This window comes from Dysgonomonas sp. UBA7630 (genome assembly GCF_002483985.1).
Classification (GTDB): Bacteria; Bacteroidota; Bacteroidia; order Bacteroidales; family Dysgonomonadaceae; genus Dysgonomonas.
On record NZ_DLIY01000006.1, the window covers coordinates 71,630 to 92,005 of the forward strand.

At 36.1% G+C, this 20,376-nt stretch carries 15 protein-coding genes and 1 riboswitch; of the genes, 13 read left to right on the forward strand and 2 right to left on the reverse strand.

All coding sequences use genetic code 11. From position 1 onward, the window contains the following. The 13 genes from B3P17_RS02835 to cbiD all read left to right on the forward strand — a co-directional run bounded on the left by B3P17_RS02835 (position 1) and on the right by cbiD (position 17,354). The gene (locus B3P17_RS02835; RefSeq protein WP_291103210.1) at positions 1–1,092 is read left to right on the forward strand and encodes an efflux RND transporter periplasmic adaptor subunit; all 1,092 of its coding nucleotides are present in this window, start codon (positions 1–3) and stop codon (positions 1,090–1,092) included. 2 nt (positions 1,093–1,094) lie between these two features. Then, positions 1,095–4,193, forward strand: coding sequence for an efflux RND transporter permease subunit (locus B3P17_RS02840; RefSeq protein WP_252637361.1), 3,099 nt, complete (start codon positions 1,095–1,097; stop codon positions 4,191–4,193). Positions 4,194–4,319: 126 nt separating this feature from the next. Next, the gene (locus tag B3P17_RS02845; RefSeq protein WP_252637362.1) at positions 4,320–5,144 is read left to right on the forward strand and encodes a helix-turn-helix domain-containing protein; all 825 of its coding nucleotides are present in this window, start codon (positions 4,320–4,322) and stop codon (positions 5,142–5,144) included. 70 nt (positions 5,145–5,214) lie between these two features. Next, on the forward strand, positions 5,215–5,562 hold the full coding sequence (locus B3P17_RS02850) for a YciI family protein (RefSeq protein ID WP_252637363.1): 348 nt from the start codon (positions 5,215–5,217) through the stop codon (positions 5,560–5,562). A gap of 254 nt (positions 5,563–5,816) precedes the next feature. After that, complete coding sequence (nhaA, locus tag B3P17_RS02855) at positions 5,817–7,145, forward strand: Na+/H+ antiporter NhaA (RefSeq protein WP_252637364.1); 1,329 nt, start codon at positions 5,817–5,819, stop codon at positions 7,143–7,145. A 142-nt stretch (positions 7,146–7,287) separates the two neighbouring features. Continuing rightward, the gene (locus B3P17_RS02860) at positions 7,288–9,657 is read left to right on the forward strand and encodes a TonB-dependent receptor (RefSeq protein ID WP_252637365.1); all 2,370 of its coding nucleotides are present in this window, start codon (positions 7,288–7,290) and stop codon (positions 9,655–9,657) included. A 130-nt stretch (positions 9,658–9,787) separates the two neighbouring features. Continuing rightward, complete coding sequence (locus B3P17_RS02865) at positions 9,788–10,582, forward strand: helix-turn-helix domain-containing protein (RefSeq protein ID WP_252637366.1); 795 nt, start codon at positions 9,788–9,790, stop codon at positions 10,580–10,582. Between the two features lie 171 nt (positions 10,583–10,753). Then, positions 10,754–11,158 (forward strand): RidA family protein, encoded by a 405-nt coding sequence (locus B3P17_RS02870; protein ID WP_291103218.1) that lies wholly within the window; start codon positions 10,754–10,756, stop codon positions 11,156–11,158. An 11-nt stretch (positions 11,159–11,169) separates the two neighbouring features. Then, positions 11,170–11,370, forward strand: a riboswitch (cobalamin riboswitch). 282 nt (positions 11,371–11,652) lie between these two features. Further along, positions 11,653–12,360, forward strand: a complete 708-nt coding sequence (locus B3P17_RS02875) for a precorrin-2 C(20)-methyltransferase (protein ID WP_252637368.1) — start codon at positions 11,653–11,655, stop codon at positions 12,358–12,360. A gap of 5 nt (positions 12,361–12,365) precedes the next feature. Next, complete coding sequence (locus tag B3P17_RS02880; RefSeq protein ID WP_252637369.1) at positions 12,366–13,496, forward strand: ABC transporter substrate-binding protein; 1,131 nt, start codon at positions 12,366–12,368, stop codon at positions 13,494–13,496. Next, positions 13,497–14,528, forward strand: coding sequence for an iron ABC transporter permease (locus B3P17_RS02885; protein WP_291103223.1), 1,032 nt, complete (start codon positions 13,497–13,499; stop codon positions 14,526–14,528). Between the two features lie 4 nt (positions 14,529–14,532). Then, positions 14,533–15,534 (forward strand): ABC transporter ATP-binding protein, encoded by a 1,002-nt coding sequence (locus tag B3P17_RS02890; RefSeq protein WP_252637372.1) that lies wholly within the window; start codon positions 14,533–14,535, stop codon positions 15,532–15,534. Beyond that, a complete protein-coding gene (cbiD, locus tag B3P17_RS02895) occupies positions 15,531–17,354 on the forward strand; it encodes a cobalt-precorrin-5B (C(1))-methyltransferase CbiD (protein ID WP_291103228.1) in 1,824 nt (607 codons plus the stop codon). Before B3P17_RS02890 ends, cbiD begins: the two co-directional genes overlap by 4 nt. 7 nt (positions 17,355–17,361) lie before the next feature. Here the strand turns inward: cbiD and cobM are convergent, their stop codons facing one another. After that, positions 17,362–19,179, reverse strand: coding sequence for a precorrin-4 C(11)-methyltransferase (gene cobM, locus B3P17_RS02900; protein ID WP_252637375.1), 1,818 nt, complete (start codon positions 19,177–19,179; stop codon positions 17,362–17,364). Beyond that, complete coding sequence (cbiE, locus tag B3P17_RS02905) at positions 19,176–20,369, reverse strand: precorrin-6y C5,15-methyltransferase (decarboxylating) subunit CbiE (RefSeq protein WP_252637377.1); 1,194 nt, start codon at positions 20,367–20,369, stop codon at positions 19,176–19,178. Before cbiE ends, cobM begins: the two co-directional genes overlap by 4 nt. Between the last annotated feature and the right edge of the window lie 7 nt (positions 20,370–20,376).

The window sequence follows — 20,376 nt, forward strand, 5'->3', positions numbered from 1 at the left end:
ATGATAACAAGGAAAATTCTATTATTTACATTAACGATTCTTTTTTTATCGCTTGTTTCCTGTACGGGGAATGGAGAAGGTAATTCCGATAAACAAGCAAAAATTGTTCCGGCTTTCTATTCGTCAGTAAAGACTGTAAAGCCAGCATACGAAACAAGAATAGAAATGTTGACTCTTACAGGACAAGTAGAATATGATTCAGATAAAGTAATCAATTATTATCCTCTAACTGAGGGAGTAGCTGGCAGGGTTTATTTTTCATTGGGAGATAAAGTTGAAAAAGGACAAGCGCTGTTAGATATTCATAGTAAAGATTTATCTGAGCTGCAGAGTGAGCAAAGCTCTCTACAGGCTGAAATACGTATCATAGAGCGTGAACTTAAATCTGCCAGGGAGATGTTTAAAGACAAGATGCTTTCGGAAAAAGAGTTGTTGGAAATAGAAACTAAACTCAAACAAACACAGACTTCCTTATCAAAAGTAAAAAATGATATGCAACTATTCGGCTCAGACAAGGGGAATGGAATCTTTTCTATAAAAGCTCCTATGTCCGGATATATTGTATCCAAAAACGTAACATCAGGAAGTACATTATCTTCCGACAATGGCTCTCTTTTTACGATTGCCGATCTATCTACAGTGTGGGTAGTTGTGAATGTATATGCCGGTAACCTACAGCTGGTAAAGGAGGGAATGGATGTGAATTTTACAACATTGTCTTATCCTAATGAAACATTCGAAGGTAAGATCAACTTGATGTCACAAGTTTTTGACCCTGAAGATAAAGTCTTGAAGGCAAGAATTATTATATCGAATAAAGACCTGAAGTTGAAACCTGGAATGTCTACTATCGTTTATCTGAAAAATCAAGTTGGAGAGAAAAATATAGCTATCCCTTCTGATGCATTAATATTCGATAAAGACCACTATTTTGTTATAATAAAAAATACCGATGGTAATTTTCAGATAAGAGAGGTCTTTTTAAAAGGGCATAGCGGACAGGTATCTTATGTAAAATCAGGATTATCTGAAGGAGAAGAAGTTGTGACCTCAAACCATTTACTAATATATTCAGGGCTTAACAATAAATAATTATGCACAAATTTGTTGAGAATATTATTGCATTTGCACTACGTAACCACATATTAGTACTTTTTCTAACATGTATACTCGCAATAGCAGGAGTTATTTGCTTCCAAAACACCCCTATAGAAGCATATCCGGATGTCACTAACACACGCGTGAAATTAATCGCTCAATGGCCAGGGCGAAGTGCCGAAGAAGTTGAGAAATTTGTCACTTTACCTATCATGCAGCAACTAAATACCATTCCTCGTAAAACAGATGTCCGTTCGACGTCCCTTTTTGGCTTGTCTGTAATTACTGTTCTATTCGAAGATGGGGTTGATGATTTCTTTGCCCAGCAATATGCGTCTAATAGGATGCAAGATCTCGACCTCCCTGAAGGTGTAGAATTATCAATAGAGCCACCTTCGGGTGCTACAGGTGAAATTTTTCGTTATGTTCTCAAGAGTGATTTGCCTGTACGCGAGGTAGCTGCTATCAACTCTTGGGTCGTAGAGCGTGAATTATTATCTGTGCCGGGAGTAGCAACAATAGCCAGCTTTGGTGGAGAAGAAAAAATTCTAGAGGTAAAAGTAAATCCTGCTGAGCTTGCAAACTATAACCTTTCCCCTTTGGATGTATATGAAGCCGTTGAGCGAAGCAATATAAATGTTGGTGGCGATGTAATACAAAAAGGAAGCCAAGCATTTGTTGTTAGAGGTATAGGCTTGCTTGAAAGTATAGAAGATATTGAGAATATACTCATCGAAGTAAAAGGAAGTTCACCCATACGTGTAAAACAGGTTGCCGAAGTGGGTATATCCTCTAAACCACGTTTAGGACAAGTCGGTCTAAATGACGACGACGATGTGGTACAAGGTATTGTAATTATGTTGCGAGGGCAAAACCCCAGTGAGGTGATTGTTCATCTGAAAGAAAAAATAGCAGAGCTTAACGAGCGTATCCTGCCTGATAACGTTAAGATAGAGCCCTTTCTTGACCGTACTAACCTTGTGAATGCAACCGTGCATACCGTTCTTCGCAACCTACTCGAAGGTATTTTGTTAGTATCACTCGTGGTCTTCATATTTCTTTTCAACTGGCGTACATCACTCATTGTGGCATCCGTCATTCCATTATCATTCTTGTTTGCCATTATCATGCTGCGTATACAAGGTTTGCCTGCAAATCTCATATCCATGGGAGCCCTGGATTTCGGGCTGTTACTAGAAGGAACACTGGTTATTGTCGAAAGTGTGTATGTCGCAATGGAAAAGCGATCACATGATCTTGGTAGCCATTTTAATCCAATGCTGAAAGGTGGATTGATCCGCAAAAGCGCCGGAAGTGTAGCTTCATACATTTTTTTTGCACAGATAATATTGGTAGTCGCATTATTCCCTATATTTTCGTTTCAGAAGGTTGAAGGAAAAATGTTTCAGCCGCTGGCCTTTACCTTAGGTTATGCGCTATTAGGTTCACTAATTTTGTCTTTAACGTATGTGCCGGTTATGTGTAAATTATTATTGACAAAATCGGTAAAAGAGAAAACCAATTTCGTAAGTCGTTTCTTTACCCGGGTTTTATACAATATGTTTGCGTTTGCAAGTAGACATCGTATACAGACTATAGTGATATTTTTATTGATACTAACCACTTGCGTTATTCGTTTTTCATTCTGGGGCACTGAATTCATTCCTCAGATGAACGAAGGTGCAATATATGTGCGTGCTACGCTACCGAATAGCATTAATCTGGACGAATCGGTACGCATAACAAAAGAAATGAAAAAGAAACTCCAAAGCTTTGAAGAAGTGGATTTTATTTTAACACAAACGGGACGTCCTAATGATGGAACTGATGCTACCGGATTTTTTAATATAGAATTTCATACAGAACTGAAACCTGAAAAAGAGTGGAAACACAAAATAAGTAAAGATGATCTGATAGCACAAATGCAAGACTCTTTAAACATCTATCCGGGAGTTGTATTAGCATTCAGTCAACCGATACAGGATAATGTAGAAGAATATGTTGCCGGTGTAAAAAGTTCTCTGGTTATAAAAATATTCGGTTCAGACCTACATCAACTTGAGGGTTTAGCTGATCAGACAGCGGCTACCATCAAAAACATACGGGGGATAGAAGATGTTAATGTATTTCATAGTATTGGGCTGCCCGAACTCCGCATAAAGTTAGAAGAATCGCATATGGCACGTTATGCTGTATCTATGAAAGATGTACAAACGGTTGTTGAAATGGCGATAGGAGGTAAGGCTGCGACATCTTTCTATGAGAACGAACGTACATTTGATGTGATGGTGCGTTTTCAAAAAGAGTTTAGAGACAATGAAGATAAAATAGGGAATATTCTTATCCCAACAATGGATGGCAAACAAGTCCCGTTGAAAGAAATAGCTAGTATTGATTTTATTACCGGACCTGCATTTATCTACCGTGAAGGTAGCAGCCGTTATGTAGGAGTTGGTTTTAGTATACGAGACAGGGATTTGGGATCAACTATAGACGAAGCTCAAAAAGCTGTTGGACAAAATATAAAGCTTAAGTCTGAAAATAAAATGGTATGGGCAGGCGAATTTGAAAGCCAACAACGCGCCACAAAACGTTTGATATTTATTATTCCGGCTGCACTTTTGATGATCATATTTCTATTATATATGAACTTCATGACAGTAAAAGATACGCTGATAGCCGTAAGTGCTATGCCATTTGCATTTATCGGCGGTTTTGTATCTTTATGGTTAACAGGTACAGTCTTTGGTATATCGGCAGGAATTGGATTCATTATCTTGTTCGGTATCGTTTCTATAGATAGCATCTTGTTGGTAACACTCATGAAGAAAAAAGTACAACAAACGCATAACCTCCGCACAGCAATCAATGAAGCCGTATCTCAACGTGTACGACCGGTTCTGATGATTGCCCTAATGGGGTCGATGGGGCTACTTCCGGCAGCTTTATCTACCGATATGGGTTCTGAGATTCAACGCCCGTTAGCTATAATGATTGTAGGTGGAATAATTATATGCATGATTCTTTCTTTTACAGTATTACCTCAAGTATTTTATTTTGCTTATAGAAGGGATAAAAGACTAAGAAAAGAATAGAAGTATTTAATAAAAGAAAATTGCAATAATTGTGTAAATTTGCTGCTATAGGCAGTCTATAATTAGACTCTTATAATTCATATAGTATTAAATAAACAGAGAATATTCCTGTATAAACAATCACGTATGATAAAAGAATACGCTATGGCAGATGCTCTTCCTGATAATGCCTTATCAAAATCATTTTTTATAAGGCATTTCGAATCAGGAGAAAATGTAGAGATCGAATGGCCCCATAGCCACTCTTTTTTTTCTTTTGTTTGGTTTACTCATGGAAGCGGATTTTATGTGATTGATTCTGAAGAATACACAATAAGACCACAGAGAGTATTTTACGTTGCTCCTAAGCAGATTCATAATTGGAGCTTCTATGATAATGTACAGGGATATATTATTTTTATAGACCAATTAGCCGGTTTAGATATGAATTTGAGCTATAGCTCCCCTTATATTGATATCGACAATGTTGATGTATCGCTTCACTTATCTATTCTTGAGGATATAAAAAAAGAACTACTTTATAAAGATGATGCATCAGAAGAAAATATAAAAGCTGGGCTCTTATACTATTCTCGCTTATTATATAGGATAGCCAAAAGGAAGCAGGTAAAAACATACCAAAGTAATACACTAATAGAGCAATTTAAAGAGTTAATTCTATCCGATTATTCGAAATTATATACAATCTCCCATTATGCAAATAAACTAAATGTACGAGAAGAGAAATTGAATGAAACATGTAAAAAGATTCTTGGTATCTCATCCAAGCAATATCTACTTAATCTTAAGATAACTGAAGCTAAACGGCTATTGATATACTCCGACTGCAATATAAGTGAAATCACTTATCAGATTGGATTTGAAGATTCTTCGTATTTTGCCCGAATTTTTAAGAAAAAAACAGGACTTTCTCCTAGTACTTTTCTTAAAAAGTACCGAAAACAGGCCTAAAAGTGCTGATATATTTCTTATTGACATCTTTATATTTGTATTTGTTTTAAATATTAATAAAATGTATGATATGAAAGATTTTCTATTGATATTCAGATTAAATAAAGATTCGGAGATAAAACCATCTCCAGAACAAGTGAAAGAAAGAATGGAATGGTTCAGTAGTCTAATGAAGCAAAATAAAGTATCCGATAAAGGAAATACCTTATCCCCCTCAGGAGCAAAAACAATTCATTCGAATGGAAATATTGTAAATAGTGCTCATTCAGAAGGTACAGAGATTGTAACAGGATATGTAGTCATAAATGCAGAAACAATTGATGAAGCAGTAGAGATTGCCAAAGCTAATCCTATTTTCAAAATTGGCGGTAGTGTCGAAGTTCGAGAAGTAGCCAAATTCATAAAAGGGAACGATTAACTTGTAATTAGATTATATAACTAACAAAGTCGTGATTTATATTATAAATCACGACTTTGTGTCTATTGGTTAGTCTTATCAGAGACCATAAATTCATTTAGAAAAAGGGGTTGTAAACATTAAAGATCTTAAATGTCGATAAATGTTAAAAAATATATGAAGTAGAAAAATATTTTTATTTTTGACTTTTACTTAAGTTTACAACTAAGGTACATTTTATTGTAGATAAAACATTCTCATAAAAAACTATATCGATGACAGAAGAAAAAAAAGAACCCATAGACAAGGTTGTTCAGCCCATTCAAAGGTTTATATTACAAGAAAAGGCGGGAGGGATCGTTCTTGGGCTAAGTGTTATAATTGCAATGATTCTTGCTAATTCTTCTTGGTCGGAAGATTATTTTCATTTTTTAGAACATAAATTAGGATTTGTATTTAATGGCATCCCTTTTTTTGAATATAGTATCCATCATTGGATCAACGATGGCCTGATGGCCGTATTTTTCTTTGTTGTTGGGCTAGAACTTAAACGGGAAATAGTAGGAGGGGAGCTGTCCAATCCTCGTAAAGCTCTTTTACCAATCGGAGCTGCAATAGGAGGCATGCTTGTTCCCGCGCTCATTTATATAAGTCTTAATCCATCAGGAGAAGTTCATCATGGCTGGGGCATTCCGATGGCTACTGATATTGCTTTTGCTCTGGGGATTTTGTATCTGTTGGGGAGCAAAATACCTATATCATTGAAAGTCTTTCTTACGGCTCTCGCCATTGTTGATGATTTGGGAGCTGTTTTGGTTATTGCATTTTTTTATACCTCCGATATCTCTTTTATAAGCCTTGCCACAGGTTTCGGATTTGCGTTTATCATGTTTGTTGGCAATAAAATGGGAGTCAGAAGTATTTTGTTTTATGCTATATTGGGAATTCTTGGGGTATGGACATCATTCTTGCTATCGGGTGTTCACGCTACAATAGCTTCTGTTATTGCAGCTTTCATGATTCCTGCAGATGTCAAAATAAAAGAAAATCTATTTGTTGAACGAATAAAGAAATATCTGAATAAATTTATAGAAGTCGATCCTAAAAGTGAAATTCCGACACTTACAAATGATCAGTTGCATTTACTGGAAGAAATAAAAATAGACACGAATAAAGCAATTCCTCCGTTGCAACGCTTAGAGCACAGAATGCATCCTTTAGTGACTTTCGTTATAATTCCGATATTTGCTTTAGCGAATGCGGGAGTTTCCCTAAACATTGATATAGAGCAGCTATTCAGCACAAATATAGCTTTAGGTGTGGCACTAGGTCTGTTATTAGGAAAAGTGTTGGGAGTCGTAGGTTTTACGCTTTTACTTATTAAATTAAAGGTTGCTCCTTTTCCGGAAGGAATGAATGTGCATAACCTACTAGGTATAAGCCTACTCGCATCTATCGGTTTTACCATGTCATTATTTATCACATCACTCGCATTCACTCATCCTGAATATATGGTACAAGCAAAAATTGGTATTTTTGCAGCTTCTATCATAGGCGGAGTGTTAGGGTATCTGACATTAAGTCGTTCCGTAAAACAGAAATAGTGCTATCTCCGATTATACTTATATTAATTTGCAAAGAGAATACATGTAGTAAAAGATTCTCATAGTTATATAAATTGTGAACTAATTTCTTTATCTAAATGTTGAATTTGTGAGTTTTAATTAATTCGCTTATTAAATATTTATGAAAACGATATTATTTGTATTTATATCACTTTTTAGTATTAGTGTATTCTCTCAGCAGAAGCATTCATTAAAGGGAACAGTCATAGACAAAGGAGACAGAAGCCCTATTCCTTATGCCAGTATAATAGTAAAGGGTACGACTATTGGTACACAAACAGATGAAGAAGGGCGTTTTTCTATTGAAAATCTATTACCCGGACCTTATACCCTTCTAGTATCATTTGTTGGGTATAAAGCTGAACAAACCCCTGAGTATTTATTAACTGTAAAAGATTTACAAATAATCGTTGAATTAGAAGAAAATAAAAATGAGTTAGCCGATGTTAATGTTTATCCTATGCCTTTCAGGCGTTCAATTGAAAGCCCGGTTGGATTACATGTTATAAGTACACAGGAAATAGAAAAAAGCCCTGGAGCTAACCGCGATATATCCCGCATTGTACAATCTTATCCGGGTGTAGCTTTCTCACCAGGAGGTTACCGAAACGATTTAATTGTAAGAGGCGGTGGACCTTCCGAAAATAGTTTCTTTCTGGATGGTATAGAAATACCTAACATTAATCATTTTAGTACACAAGGAGCTTCTGGAGGGCCTGTAAGTATCATAAGTGCAGATTTGATCAAGGAAGTAAACTTCTATACAGCAGCTTTTCCTTCGTACAGTAGCGATGCATTAAGCTCTGTCGTAAGCTTCAAATTAGCTGATGGAAATCCGGAAAAGCAATCTTTCAAAGCAACTTTAGGCGCATCGGAAGCGTCTGCGACAGCCAATGGACCTTTAAGTAAAAAGACAACATATACAGTATCCATAAGGCGATCTTATCTGCAACTTCTTTTCGATCTCATAGGGCTCCCTTTCTTGCCGACATACAATGATGCCCTGTTCAAGATAAAAACTCAATTGTCACCCACTAACGAGCTTACATTTATAGGTGTTGGTGCAATAGATGATATGAAGCTAAATAATAAAGCTACTACAGAAGATGCCGAATACATACTAGGCTATTTGCCAACAATAAAGCAGGAAACTTTTACCTTGGGTGCAGTTTATAAACATTACAACAAACGTAATAGACAGACTCTTGCTCTCAGCCATAGTTATCTGAATAACCGTAACACGAAATATCAGGACAATTTGAATAACGACCCTGATATGCTAAGGTTAAAATATAAATCGTTGGAACAAGAATCGAAACTTAGATTCGAAAACCTTACGCCGCTTGGTCAATGGAAAATTAATACAGGACTAAATATAGATTACGTGCAATATAGCAATAATAGTTTTCAGGTATTTTTTAATAACGATAAAGAAACGTCTCTCCAATATGATACAGAACTAAACTTTTTCAAATGGGGTTTATTCTCAAATATAGATTATGTTTCAACAAATGAGAGATTCAAATCATCTTTTGGAATAAGGTTAGATGCTGCATCTTATTCACATAATACCAAGCAAATGTTCAATCAGATTTCGCCCCGTCTATCTTTATCATATAGGCTTATAGCTAACTTGAATGCCAACGCTAATATCGGACGTTACTTCCAGCTTCCACCTCTTACAGCAATGGGATTGAAAGATAACAATGGTATGTTTGTAAACAAGGGGTTGGATTATATGCGTGTTGATCAGGTGTCGGCAGGCTTCAATTATCAGTCGATAAAGAATTTCGAAATATCTCTGGAAGGTTTTTATAAATATTACAACAATATGCCTTTATCTGTGCAAGACGGCATTCCTTTGATGAGTAAGGGTGACGACTACGGAGCTATAGGCAACGAACTACTTGTATCGGATGCAAAAGGTAAAAGCTACGGAGTAGAATTGTTAGCTAGGTGGGTGGTAGCACGTAAAGTAAATGTTTTATCTTCATTCACTTTATTCAAAAGTCAATTTGCAAAAAAAGAAGGCAAGTACCTTCCTTCGGCATGGGATAATGGCTATATATTTAATCTTACAGGAACTTATTATTTTAATTCTAATTGGAGTGTAGGAGCAAAGATAAAATCGATAGGTGGAGCACCTTTTACTCCTTACGATCAAGACAAATCCTCGCTGGTTTTGGCTTGGAATGCTTCGGGAAAACCTTATCTCGACTATACTCAATACAATACGTTGCGTAACCCTTCATATACTCAGCTAGACTTGAGAGTAGATAGAACTTTTTATCTGAATAAGTATATGCTTGGCCTTTACCTCGATTTACAGAATGTAACACGCAGTTCATTCAAAAGACAAGATGTTATTGTAAGTACGGGAAATATCATAAATCCGCAAGCACCAATAGAAGAGCAACGTTACGAGATGAAAAACTTGAAACGTTCGAGTGCATCTATAATCCCTACCATTGGAGTAACATTTGAATTCTAAAAATTAGTAAGATTAATTCATTTTAAAAGATTTATCTTTGTAATATAAAATAGCGCTTACTTAGGATTGATATGTATTGTGCAACATTCTCTCATATTTTAGATTATCTATTTTACATATATAAAGATAAATGTTTTATAAAAAAATTATTCCAATAAAGGCTCTGCAAGATTACATCCAATATTTTTGGATATTGGAGGACTTTAAGAATAATTCTAGTGATAAATGTTTTAAGATTATCCCGGATGGACTACCGGCATTAATATTCCAACAAGAACCAAACTTGTTTTTTGATAGAAAGGGACAAGCGTTGCCTCAATTGTATTTATATGGGCAATATTCTAAATATACAGAGCATACAGTTAGTGGATACTTTAGCGTTATTGGCGTATATTTGCAACCAACGGCTTTAAAAACAATTTTTGGATTAGATGCTTTTGAGTTAAATCATCAAAATATTTCACTTGAAGACATTGTGAGAGATGCTATTCTTGAGCAACTTCTTAACGCAATTTCTTTAGAAGAAAAAATAAGCCTAATCTCTTCTTTCTTCCTTAAGCAAATAGAAAGAGTCAAAAATAATCATAAGAAGTTGGTGCATGCTTCCACATTATTACAAAATGGAAAAACTCTTAAAGAAGTCCAATTGGAAATGAATTTGTCGGAGCGAACATTAGAAAGAATTATAAAACAGTCTGTTGGATTATCACCAAAGATATTTTCACGGATTATGCGTTTTCAAGAGGGTTTAAATTCTTTGCGTCAAATAAATTTTGAAAACTTTACAGAACTTGCTTATCAATATGATTATTTTGATCAATCGCACTATAACAGGGAATTTAAAGAATTTACAGGAACTAATCCTAGAAATTTCATACTAAACTCAAAAGAGTATTTAGCTAACTTTCCTCAATGGCTTATCTAGAATTTGCTAGCGATGTGTTCTTTCTACAATCCAATTTACGAGAACTATTGTATTTCTTTTTCTGAGAGTTGTCGGTTTTATCCAATTTCAAATAATACACGACCTATACTTTTGCATTACAAAAGAAATACCGCTTTGGTATTTGAATTGTTTATTTAAAGAAAAATTGAAATGAATAGTGATAAAATCAAAAGAATCGTCAGATTAAATCCCGAGAATATATCAAAGCCTATTGGAAAATATTCACATGTGACTATAATTCCTAAAAATTCAACTCTATACACTTTCTCCGGACAGATTGGAGCTGATAATTATGGAGTTATTCCTGATAGTATGAATGAACAGGTATACAATACATTTAGGAATATTGAACAAATTCTGGAAAGTCAGAATTTAACTTCAGACGATGTTATAAAAGTCAATATCTGGGCTACAGAAGAAATTGTTTGGGATTTTTTTGACGCAAGATGGGAAAATCTATTTGGTACAATATACCCATCTATGACTATTGCTTATGTGAAGGCATTAGGTTTACCAGAGCTTAAAATTGAAGTTGAAATTTGGGCTTCAAAATAAAAAATATTAATACCTTTGCACTCAGATTCGGTATTGCAATTTCAAAATCGTGAAGTTGTAATAAAAGGGAACCCGGTGTGAATCCGGGGCTGTACCTGCAGCTGTAATTTCTCATAAAATCGGTTGAAAATTCCATGCCACTGTTTCGAAAGAAATGGGAAGGCTTTTAACCGGAGGATAGCCAGAAGACCTGCCAGATCTGACAAATAAACACCAAGCTTCCAGGGATAGAAGTGGTTGTGCAATACATCTTGTATTCATTGCTATTTTATTAATTTTCAGGAAACTCGTTGTTTTATTTTATTAGTTTTTTACAATAATAAAATAAGATATGAGGCATTACATATTTTTGAAGGCAGTATTGGTATGCTGCGGAATATACGAACATACAAAATCCGTATCTCTAAACATATTTATTGTAACTACTACAGGTATTCAGTTGCTTACCTTTTGTTGAATTAAGCATATTGTAACTATAATAATTTAAAATAAATATGTCTGATTTCGTTACATTTGTATCTCTTGGGCCAGGTGATGCCGAACTTATAAGCCTAAAAGCCTTAAACGCTTTGCAACAAGCAGATATTATCCTCTGCCCCTCGACTGTTTCACCAGTCGGAAATATGTCATCTCGTAGCCGTGATATTTTATTGGAACTGAATATTAATGATTCCGTTATTTCTCTTTTTGATGTACCTATGAGTAAAGATCGATCGCATGCAATACTCTGCTATAAGGAAGTTGCTGAGCTTATAGAAAAGCATTATGTGAAAAGATTAAAAATAGTTGTAGTAGCAGAAGGAGATGCAGGATTTTACTCTTCAACTCATTATATATCAGATAATCTTATATCAAAAAATATTCCTACAGAACGTATCGCCGGCATCCCGGCGTTTATTGCCTGTGCAGCCCTTGCCAATATCCATATAGCCAAACAAGAAGAAGAATTGCATATCATTCCCGGGATAATATCATCCAATGATTTAACGACAAGAATAGCAACAGGAAACTCTATCGTGATAATGAAACCTTCTCAATCGGAACAGGCTATAAAGCAGGCTATGTCTTCAATAGATAAAGTGGAAATACATTATTTTGAGAATGTAGGAATTAAAGAAAAAGAATTCTATACGCAGGATATACCTGAAATAATAGATCGTAAATTTCCTTATTTCTCACTATTAATAATTACAAAAGAATAATCTGGATGAAAAAACTACTTTTTATCTTATTTACTCTGGTTATTGCATTTTCGGGCTGTAATCAAAATAAGAATGCAAAAACTATCGGAGATCGAAACACTGCAGGTTCTATGAATATTAAATATGCCAAAGGCTTCAAAGTGACTAGTTCCGAAAACTATAAATTAGTTGATATAACCGATCCATCCGGGGAGAGCGATATGCATTACAAATATGCTCTGGTCAATAAAGGGAGCAACAAAGAGGGCATACCTGCTGATTATCAGATAATAGAAATACCTATCCGCAGTGTAATTTGCATGACCACACTGCAACTGTCAAACTTTATTAAGCTCAAGGCATTGGATAAGGTTGTAGGGATAACCAGCACTCGCTTTCTTTTTAATGAACAAATGAATAAGCAACTTAAAGAAGGTAAGACTCGTAAAATCGGTATAGAAGGTGAATTTGATAATGAGGCAATTCTCGCCCTAAATCCGGATATTATACTTGTTTCACCATTCAAAAAAGGGGGATATGATGCGATTCGAAACCTGGATATACCATTAATTAGTTTTTTAGGATATAAAGAAAGTTCTCCTTTGGGACAGGCTGAATGGATTAAGTTCATTGCTATGCTATTAGGAATAGAAGAACAAGCCAATAAACAGTTTGACGATATAGAAAACAAGTATAATAAATTAAAAGCATTGTCTGCTTCTGTTTCAAAACGTCCTACTGTATTGAGCGGTGAGTTACATTCGGGTAACTGGTATGTAGTTGGAGGAAACAGCTATCTCGCACAGCTATTCAGAGATTCAGGAGCCGATTATTTTATGAAAAATGATAACGAATCCGGAGGTTTTTATGTCGATTTCGAAACTGTTTATTCGCAGGGAGCAAATACTGACTATTGGCGGATGGTGAATAGCCACGATGGAACATTCACTTACGATGCTTTGAAACAAAGTGATGCTCGATATGCAGATTTTAAAGCTTTTAAGGATAAAAAGCTTATATATTGTAATCTGCGAGAGAAACCTTTCTATGAAAATACTCCTGTAGAGCCCGAAGTAGTTTTAGCCGACTTGATAAAGATATTTCATCCATCATTTTTGCCGGAACATATTCCTGTTTATTACGAATTACTTAAATAAATGAAACGTCCCTTGATAGTTTTTGCACTGATTTCTACCTCTATACTAGTTTTCTTCATTCTGAATCTGGTATTGGGCACAATTTCCATACCAGTGGGTTCCGTTTGGAATATTCTATTCGGAATAAAGGAAGAATCTATAATCTGGGAGAATATTATCTGGAGATCCCGTTTCCCTCAAACCATCACAGCCTTAGTTGCTGGCGCCGGATTATCCATTAGTGGATTACAGATGCAGACACTATTTCGCAATCCTTTAGCCGGACCGTCCGAACTAGGGATTAGCTCTGGTGCAAGTTTGGGTGTAGCTTTTATTATCCTGCTTTCAGGTAGTGTTGGAGGAACGGCACTGATCAAGATGGGATTGTTTGGCGAGATAGCAATATCTATAGCGGCAGTAGCAGGTGCTTTGGCTATAATGATTAACATTATAACTATTTCTCGGTTTGTAAGAGGAAACGTTATCCTACTTATTATCGGCGTTATGATAGGGTATATTTCAACAGCTATTATTGGAGTTCTGAAATTCTTTAGTAACGATGAAGATGTAAGAGCTTATGTAATATGGGGCTTGGGTAGTTTTTCTAAAGTTTCAGGTAATCAAGTGTATACTTTTGTAGGCATCATGATTGTATTAATACCTCTTTCATTCCTATTGAAAAAGACTCTCAATCTGATACTTTTAGGCGACGGCTATGCACGTAACCTTGGATTGAATGTAAAACAAGCCCGGCTCTATGTTATTGTTTGTTCGTGCATCATTACTGCTATCGTAACAGCTTACTGCGGGCCTATCGTTTTTTTGGGACTGGCTGTACCTCACCTGTGCAGAACTATTTTTGTTTCATCCGACCATCGGATACTCATGCCTGCTGTAACCCTTACTGGTGCTTCTCTGGCTCTGTTTTGTAATTTGGTGGCTCGTATGCCGGGATTCGAAGGGGCATTACCTATCAATTCGGTAACAGCATTGATTTGCGCACCTATTGTGATTTCCGTCTTATTCGGTAAACGCAAAAATGAAGTCAGTTAAAGTTATGCATAAGAAAAAAAAGACAATAGAGCTAAAAGACCTTGCTATAGGTTATTCATCACAAAAGAATATAAAGGTGATAGCCGAACATATAACTTCTGATATATGCAGCGGAGAACTTACCTGCCTGTTGGGTGCAAACGGTATTGGCAAATCTACTTTGTTGAGGACGCTAACCGCCTTTCAACCCAAATTGTCGGGTGATATCATTATTCATGGGAAAAAAGTAGAGGAATATTCTGAAAAAGAGCTAGCGACATTAATTGGAGTCGTATTGACTGAGAAATTCGAAATAAAAAATATGACATCTTATCAACTAATTGGGCTAGGAAGAAGTCCATATACTGGTTTCTGGGGAAAGTTAGCGCAAGAAGATAAGAAAAAGATAGAAGAGGCTATTTCGCTCGTAAAAATAGAAAATCTATCTGAGCGAATGGTTGACACACTAAGTGACGGAGAGCGCCAAAAAGTAATGATTGCTAAAGCTCTTGCACAGGAGACTCCGATTATTCTTCTGGATGAACCTACTGCATTTCTCGATTTTCCAAGCAAAGTAGAACTGATGCAATTATTACATCAGTTATCTCGCAAAACAAATAAGACAATCTTCTTATCTACCCACGATCTCGATCTGGCTTTGCAGATAGCAGACAAAATATGGTTGATGGATAGTGAACACGGGATTCAGATAGGTACTCCCGAAGACTTATCTTTAGATGGAAATCTGAGTAACTTCTTTGCTCGCAAAGGCATTGTATTTGACCAATATACAGGTTTGTTTAGAGTAGAGAATGATTTTAACAAGCAAATAAAGGTTATAGGGCATGGGCAAATATATGCTATGATCCGTAAAGCTTTTTTACGAAATGGGATTTTAGCTTCACGTGATATTGAATCTGACTTATCTGTCGAAATTAAGGAGAACAGCATTTTACTGTACAAACAGGATCAATTACCTATAGCAATTACAAGTATAGAAGAACTCTTAAACCAGATCATGATATGATACTTATATTCGGAGGAACGACAGAAGGCCGTAAAGTGGTCGCCGTTTGTGAAAGTGCAGCCAAGCATTTCTATTATTCAACTAAAACCAAATCACAGAAAATAGAAACAACACATGGCACTCATATTACCGGAGGTTTAGATGAGAAAGATATAATCGATTTTAGCAAAGAGAAAACTATAAAGCTGATTGTAGATGCCGCACATCCTTTTGCAGAAATATTGCATCAGAATATAGCAAAAGCATCTCGAGAATTGAATATCCCGGTTGTCAGATATGAACGTAACTATCCCAAACATGAAAAAGATTTGCTTTGGTTCGAGTCCTATAATGAAGGTATTGAATATCTAGAGAAAAATAATATAGATAATTTGCTTGCCCTAACCGGCGTAAATACTGTCGCTAAACTAAAACCCTACTGGCAGAAGCATAATTGCTGGTTCAGAATATTAGATAGAGACGAATCACGCTCTATTATCCAGAAAGAGAGTTTCCCTATAGAACAAGTTTTATATTATCAACAAGGTGAAGATGAAACCTTACTCTTTGAGAAGTTTAAACCTCAGGCAATTATAACAAAAGAGAGCGGCGAATCCGGTGGCTTCAAAGAGAAGGTTATCGCAGCCCGAAAACTCAATATTCCCGTTCTTGTCGTGAAACGTCCGGCTCTATCTCCTGATTTTATATCAGTCTATGGAGAGAACGGATTAAGGAAGCAGATAGAAAAACTTCTGCCTGAATTCTTCGATCTTAAAACCGGATACACTACCGGCACGTGTGCTACGGCTGCAACTAAAGCTGCTTTAACTGCATTATTAACCAAGGAAAATCAAACAGAAATCAGCATAACTCTTCCAAATGGAGAATGGATAAAACTTTCCATTTATTCGACTATATTAGAAGATAATCTTGCGAGTTGCTCTGTGATAAAGGATGCAGGAGACGATCCAGATGTTACTAACGGACACGAGATAGTATCTACTGTACAATTAACTCATGAACACAAAGGAGTTCGCTTTCTTCAAGGAAAAGGAGTTGGAGTAGTTACCTTACCCGGTTTAGGTCTTGAAATAGGAGGGCCTGCTATTAATAAGACTCCCCGAATGATGATGAAGCGAGAACTTTTCAAAGTTATGCGCCATTATCAGGATAAATTGCCGGAACAGAATTTAAAGACAGGAATAGACGTTACGATATCTGTACCGAAAGGTGAAGAAATTGCATTAAGAACATTTAATCCAAAGCTTGGAATAACAGGAGGTATATCCATTATCGGAACATCGGGCATTGTAAAACCCTTTTCCTCGGAAGCCTTTATAGCCTCTATCCGTCGCGAAATGCACGTTGCCAAAGCATTAGGATGTAAGAATGTGGTTGTCAATTCGGGTGCTAAAAGTGAACGATTTGTGAAACAACAATATCCCAATTTGCCTCCACAGGCATTTATTCATTATGGTAACTTTATCGGAGAAACGATTATTGCTGCTTCAGAATTAGGCTTTGAGCGCCTTACAATGGGAATAATGATAGGTAAAGCTGTGAAATTAGCAGAAGGTTCATTAGATACCCATAGTAAAAAGGTAATTATGAATAAGGAGTTTATTTTGGCTTTAGCGAAAGAAGCCGGTTGTTCAGAGGCTACAATAGACGCTATACAACAGATAACCATGGCACGACAGTTATGGGATGTTATTCCTGAAACAGAAGCTACATTCTTTTCGCTGATAGTAAGAAAGTGCCATCAGGTATGTATTACTTTATTTCCCAATGGCACATTAGATATCTTATTAATTGATGAGTTCGGTAATATTAAGCAATGAGCTTTATCTAAGACCGAAACAAGTGTTTGAACTGATGTGAATAAAGTTTAGACAATCCCTGACGATTTCCGATAGCTTCTCCTACAACTATCATTGTTGTCAAGGTTAGTTCATTTTCTTTGACAATTTTAGCTAAGTCTTTTAATTCTCCACGGTATATCTTTTCGTCTTTCCATGTCAGCTTATAACAAGCCGCAACAGGGGTTTCGGGTGGATAATGTTCCATAAGTTCCTGCTGAACCTGATCTACGATTGACGCACTCAAGAAAATACACATTGTACTTTGTGAACGTGCCAGCAAATGCAACTTTTCTTTTTCTGGTATAGATGTTCGTCCTTCTCCTCTTGTCAGAATGATTGTCTGTATTTTTTCAGGGATAGTAAATTGAGATTCTAAAGCAGCGGCGGCAGCTAGAAAAGAAGATATACCCGGCGTAATATGGTAAGACATATTATACTTGTCGAAGAAAGCCATTTGCTCTTGAATAGCACCATAGATACACGGATCTCCCGTATGTAAACGGACAATGAGTTTACCCTTATCATAGAACTCTTTCATTATCTCAAACTGTTCTTCTAAATCCATAGAAGCAGAACTCCGCACTGTCGCTCCCTGTTTAGCACAAAAAGTCAGTTCTACAGGTACAAGACTTCCCGCATATAGAATAAGATCGGCTGCTTCTAAGAAATGACGCCCTTTAACTGAAATTAAATCAGGGTCACCCGGACCTGCTCCAACAATCTCAATATGTCCCTGACGAATTGCCTTTCTGTCTATTGCTATGGCAAATGTAAAATCATTCCCGTCGCTCAGTTTTCCCTTTTGTTTTTCCAGTATAAGAGAGCCTCCACCTGCGCTTTTTATAGCTGAAGATTCAGCTACACTTGTCACAGTTGTTACTTCTTCAACCTTTTCGGATGGATTAGCAACTTCAATATCTCTCAATTCATTCGCTGTGTAAATATTTACAGGAATACTCTTAAGATGAGATTGAAGTACTTTTAGCAAAGGTTCATCTTTCTTTATATCTATCGATGAAACATCTTTAATAGAAGCTATAGCTATATTATTGTTATTTAAGGCTTCTATTATATATTCGCTGATACCATCAGGCTTACACTCCTTACGACAACCGACGCCCAGGTGTAAAACTTTCGGGTGATAATAAATTGTCTGAATATCTGTTAGTGGATAGAGATAAGGTGTAACGGCAATCAGGAGCTTATATTCAGATAGATTAATATCCTTATAGCTATAATATACCTTTACATGTTCAGGGATTGTACGTTCGAGATATTGAGTTCCTTCATCATTTATATCGAGTAGGAGAGCTGTCGTTTTTTTATTGACAAAAGTAGTTAACGGCTCATTGAAGTTAGCGGTATTTGATGTAGTTGTCCATCCATATTTTTCGCCAAGGATATCTAATGCCCACAAGTTGGTATTATCGCTCTGAGTGGTAAGAATAGCCTCAGCTCCTAATATATGAGCAATACGTTGAGTCAGGTCATTTGCTCTTCCCACATGGCCGGAAAGAACAGAGATAACATACTTCCCGGTACTATCTATATTTACAATGGCAGGATCGGTATGCTTATCTTTTATATATGGAGCAATACTCCGTACACAGATTCCCATTGCTCCGATAAAAAGAATTGATTTTACTTCATCAAAAATATCACTTATACAACCACTTATAGATGATATCTGAATTGTTCCTTCAATGTCGGCTTTGGTGAATATTACAGTTTTACCTAGTTCGTTTTGAATAGTTCTGGCTATTTGCAAACTACTTTCTGATGTTAATATTATAGCATTCTTCATTTTGATATTTTTTTAGCTTTCATTACTTCTATCGTATTAAAGTCGTCAACCTTGATGGCAATATATTGTTCCAATTGCAGATTGTTCTTTTCGATCGCTTGAAGAAACATTTCTTTACTATCTACCGATACTGAGTTGAATACAATCACTCCTTCAGGGTTGATAACAGTAGATATCTTTCTCATTATTTCATTCATCTTACCTCCATGCCCTCCTATAAATACCGCATCGGGTGTTGGCAAAGCAGTAATATCCATATCGGTAAAATCTCCTATAAAGGAATAAATACCAGGGACTCCGAACTTACTGGAGTTACTTTCTATTAACTCTTTGCCTTCCTCCCTCTTCTCAAAAGCCAATACTTTAAGGTGTGGAAACTGCATCTTTGCCTCGATAGAGACAGAACCTGTACAAAATCCGATATCCCACAAAACTGTTTTATCTCTCAACTCCAACAAACTAAGAGACAACAAACGTATAGGCATTTTGGTTATCATTTTTGCACGTCCATTCAAAAGATGAAAATCATTTTCGGGAATGCCCAAAGGGCGGTATCGGCTGGTTGTCTTTTTTAGAATAAGATTGTTCGGAAAAGAAAATTTTTTATCTAGAACATCTTTTAGTTCCCATGTTGTGATTTTCTCTTTTTCTTTATTTCCCAATAATTCGCCAATACTAACCTTGTAGTTGTCATAACCATAGTCAAGCATTCGTTGAATAATCGCAGATGGTGTATGCTCTTTATTATCGGTTAGTACACCGATCATATTATATCCCAGAATTAGTGCTTCATCAAATTTATCCCATGCCCGGCCTGTAAGTGAGACGATATGCATATCCTGATAAGGTATCAGTAAACGGTGTGCCAACAATTGCAAAGAATTGAAAAATGGATAAAGAACAATTTCTGCATCCGGCATTTCTCGTTTAATTGTATTTGCAAAACCAAAAAACAGCGGGTCACCTGAAGCAAAAACTACAATTTCTTTATATCTACTGTATTGTTCAAAAACAGCAGATAAAGGTATTGTTATATTTATCCAAGATGAGCTTTCCGGTAAAAGAGGCTTAACAATCTCATAATGTCTTGCCCCTCCTGAAAAAACAGAATGGTTATTAATAATGTCCAGTACTTCTGGGTTGAAATATTGGCTTTGATTATCATCTATACCTATTACATAGAATTTCATAACGGTC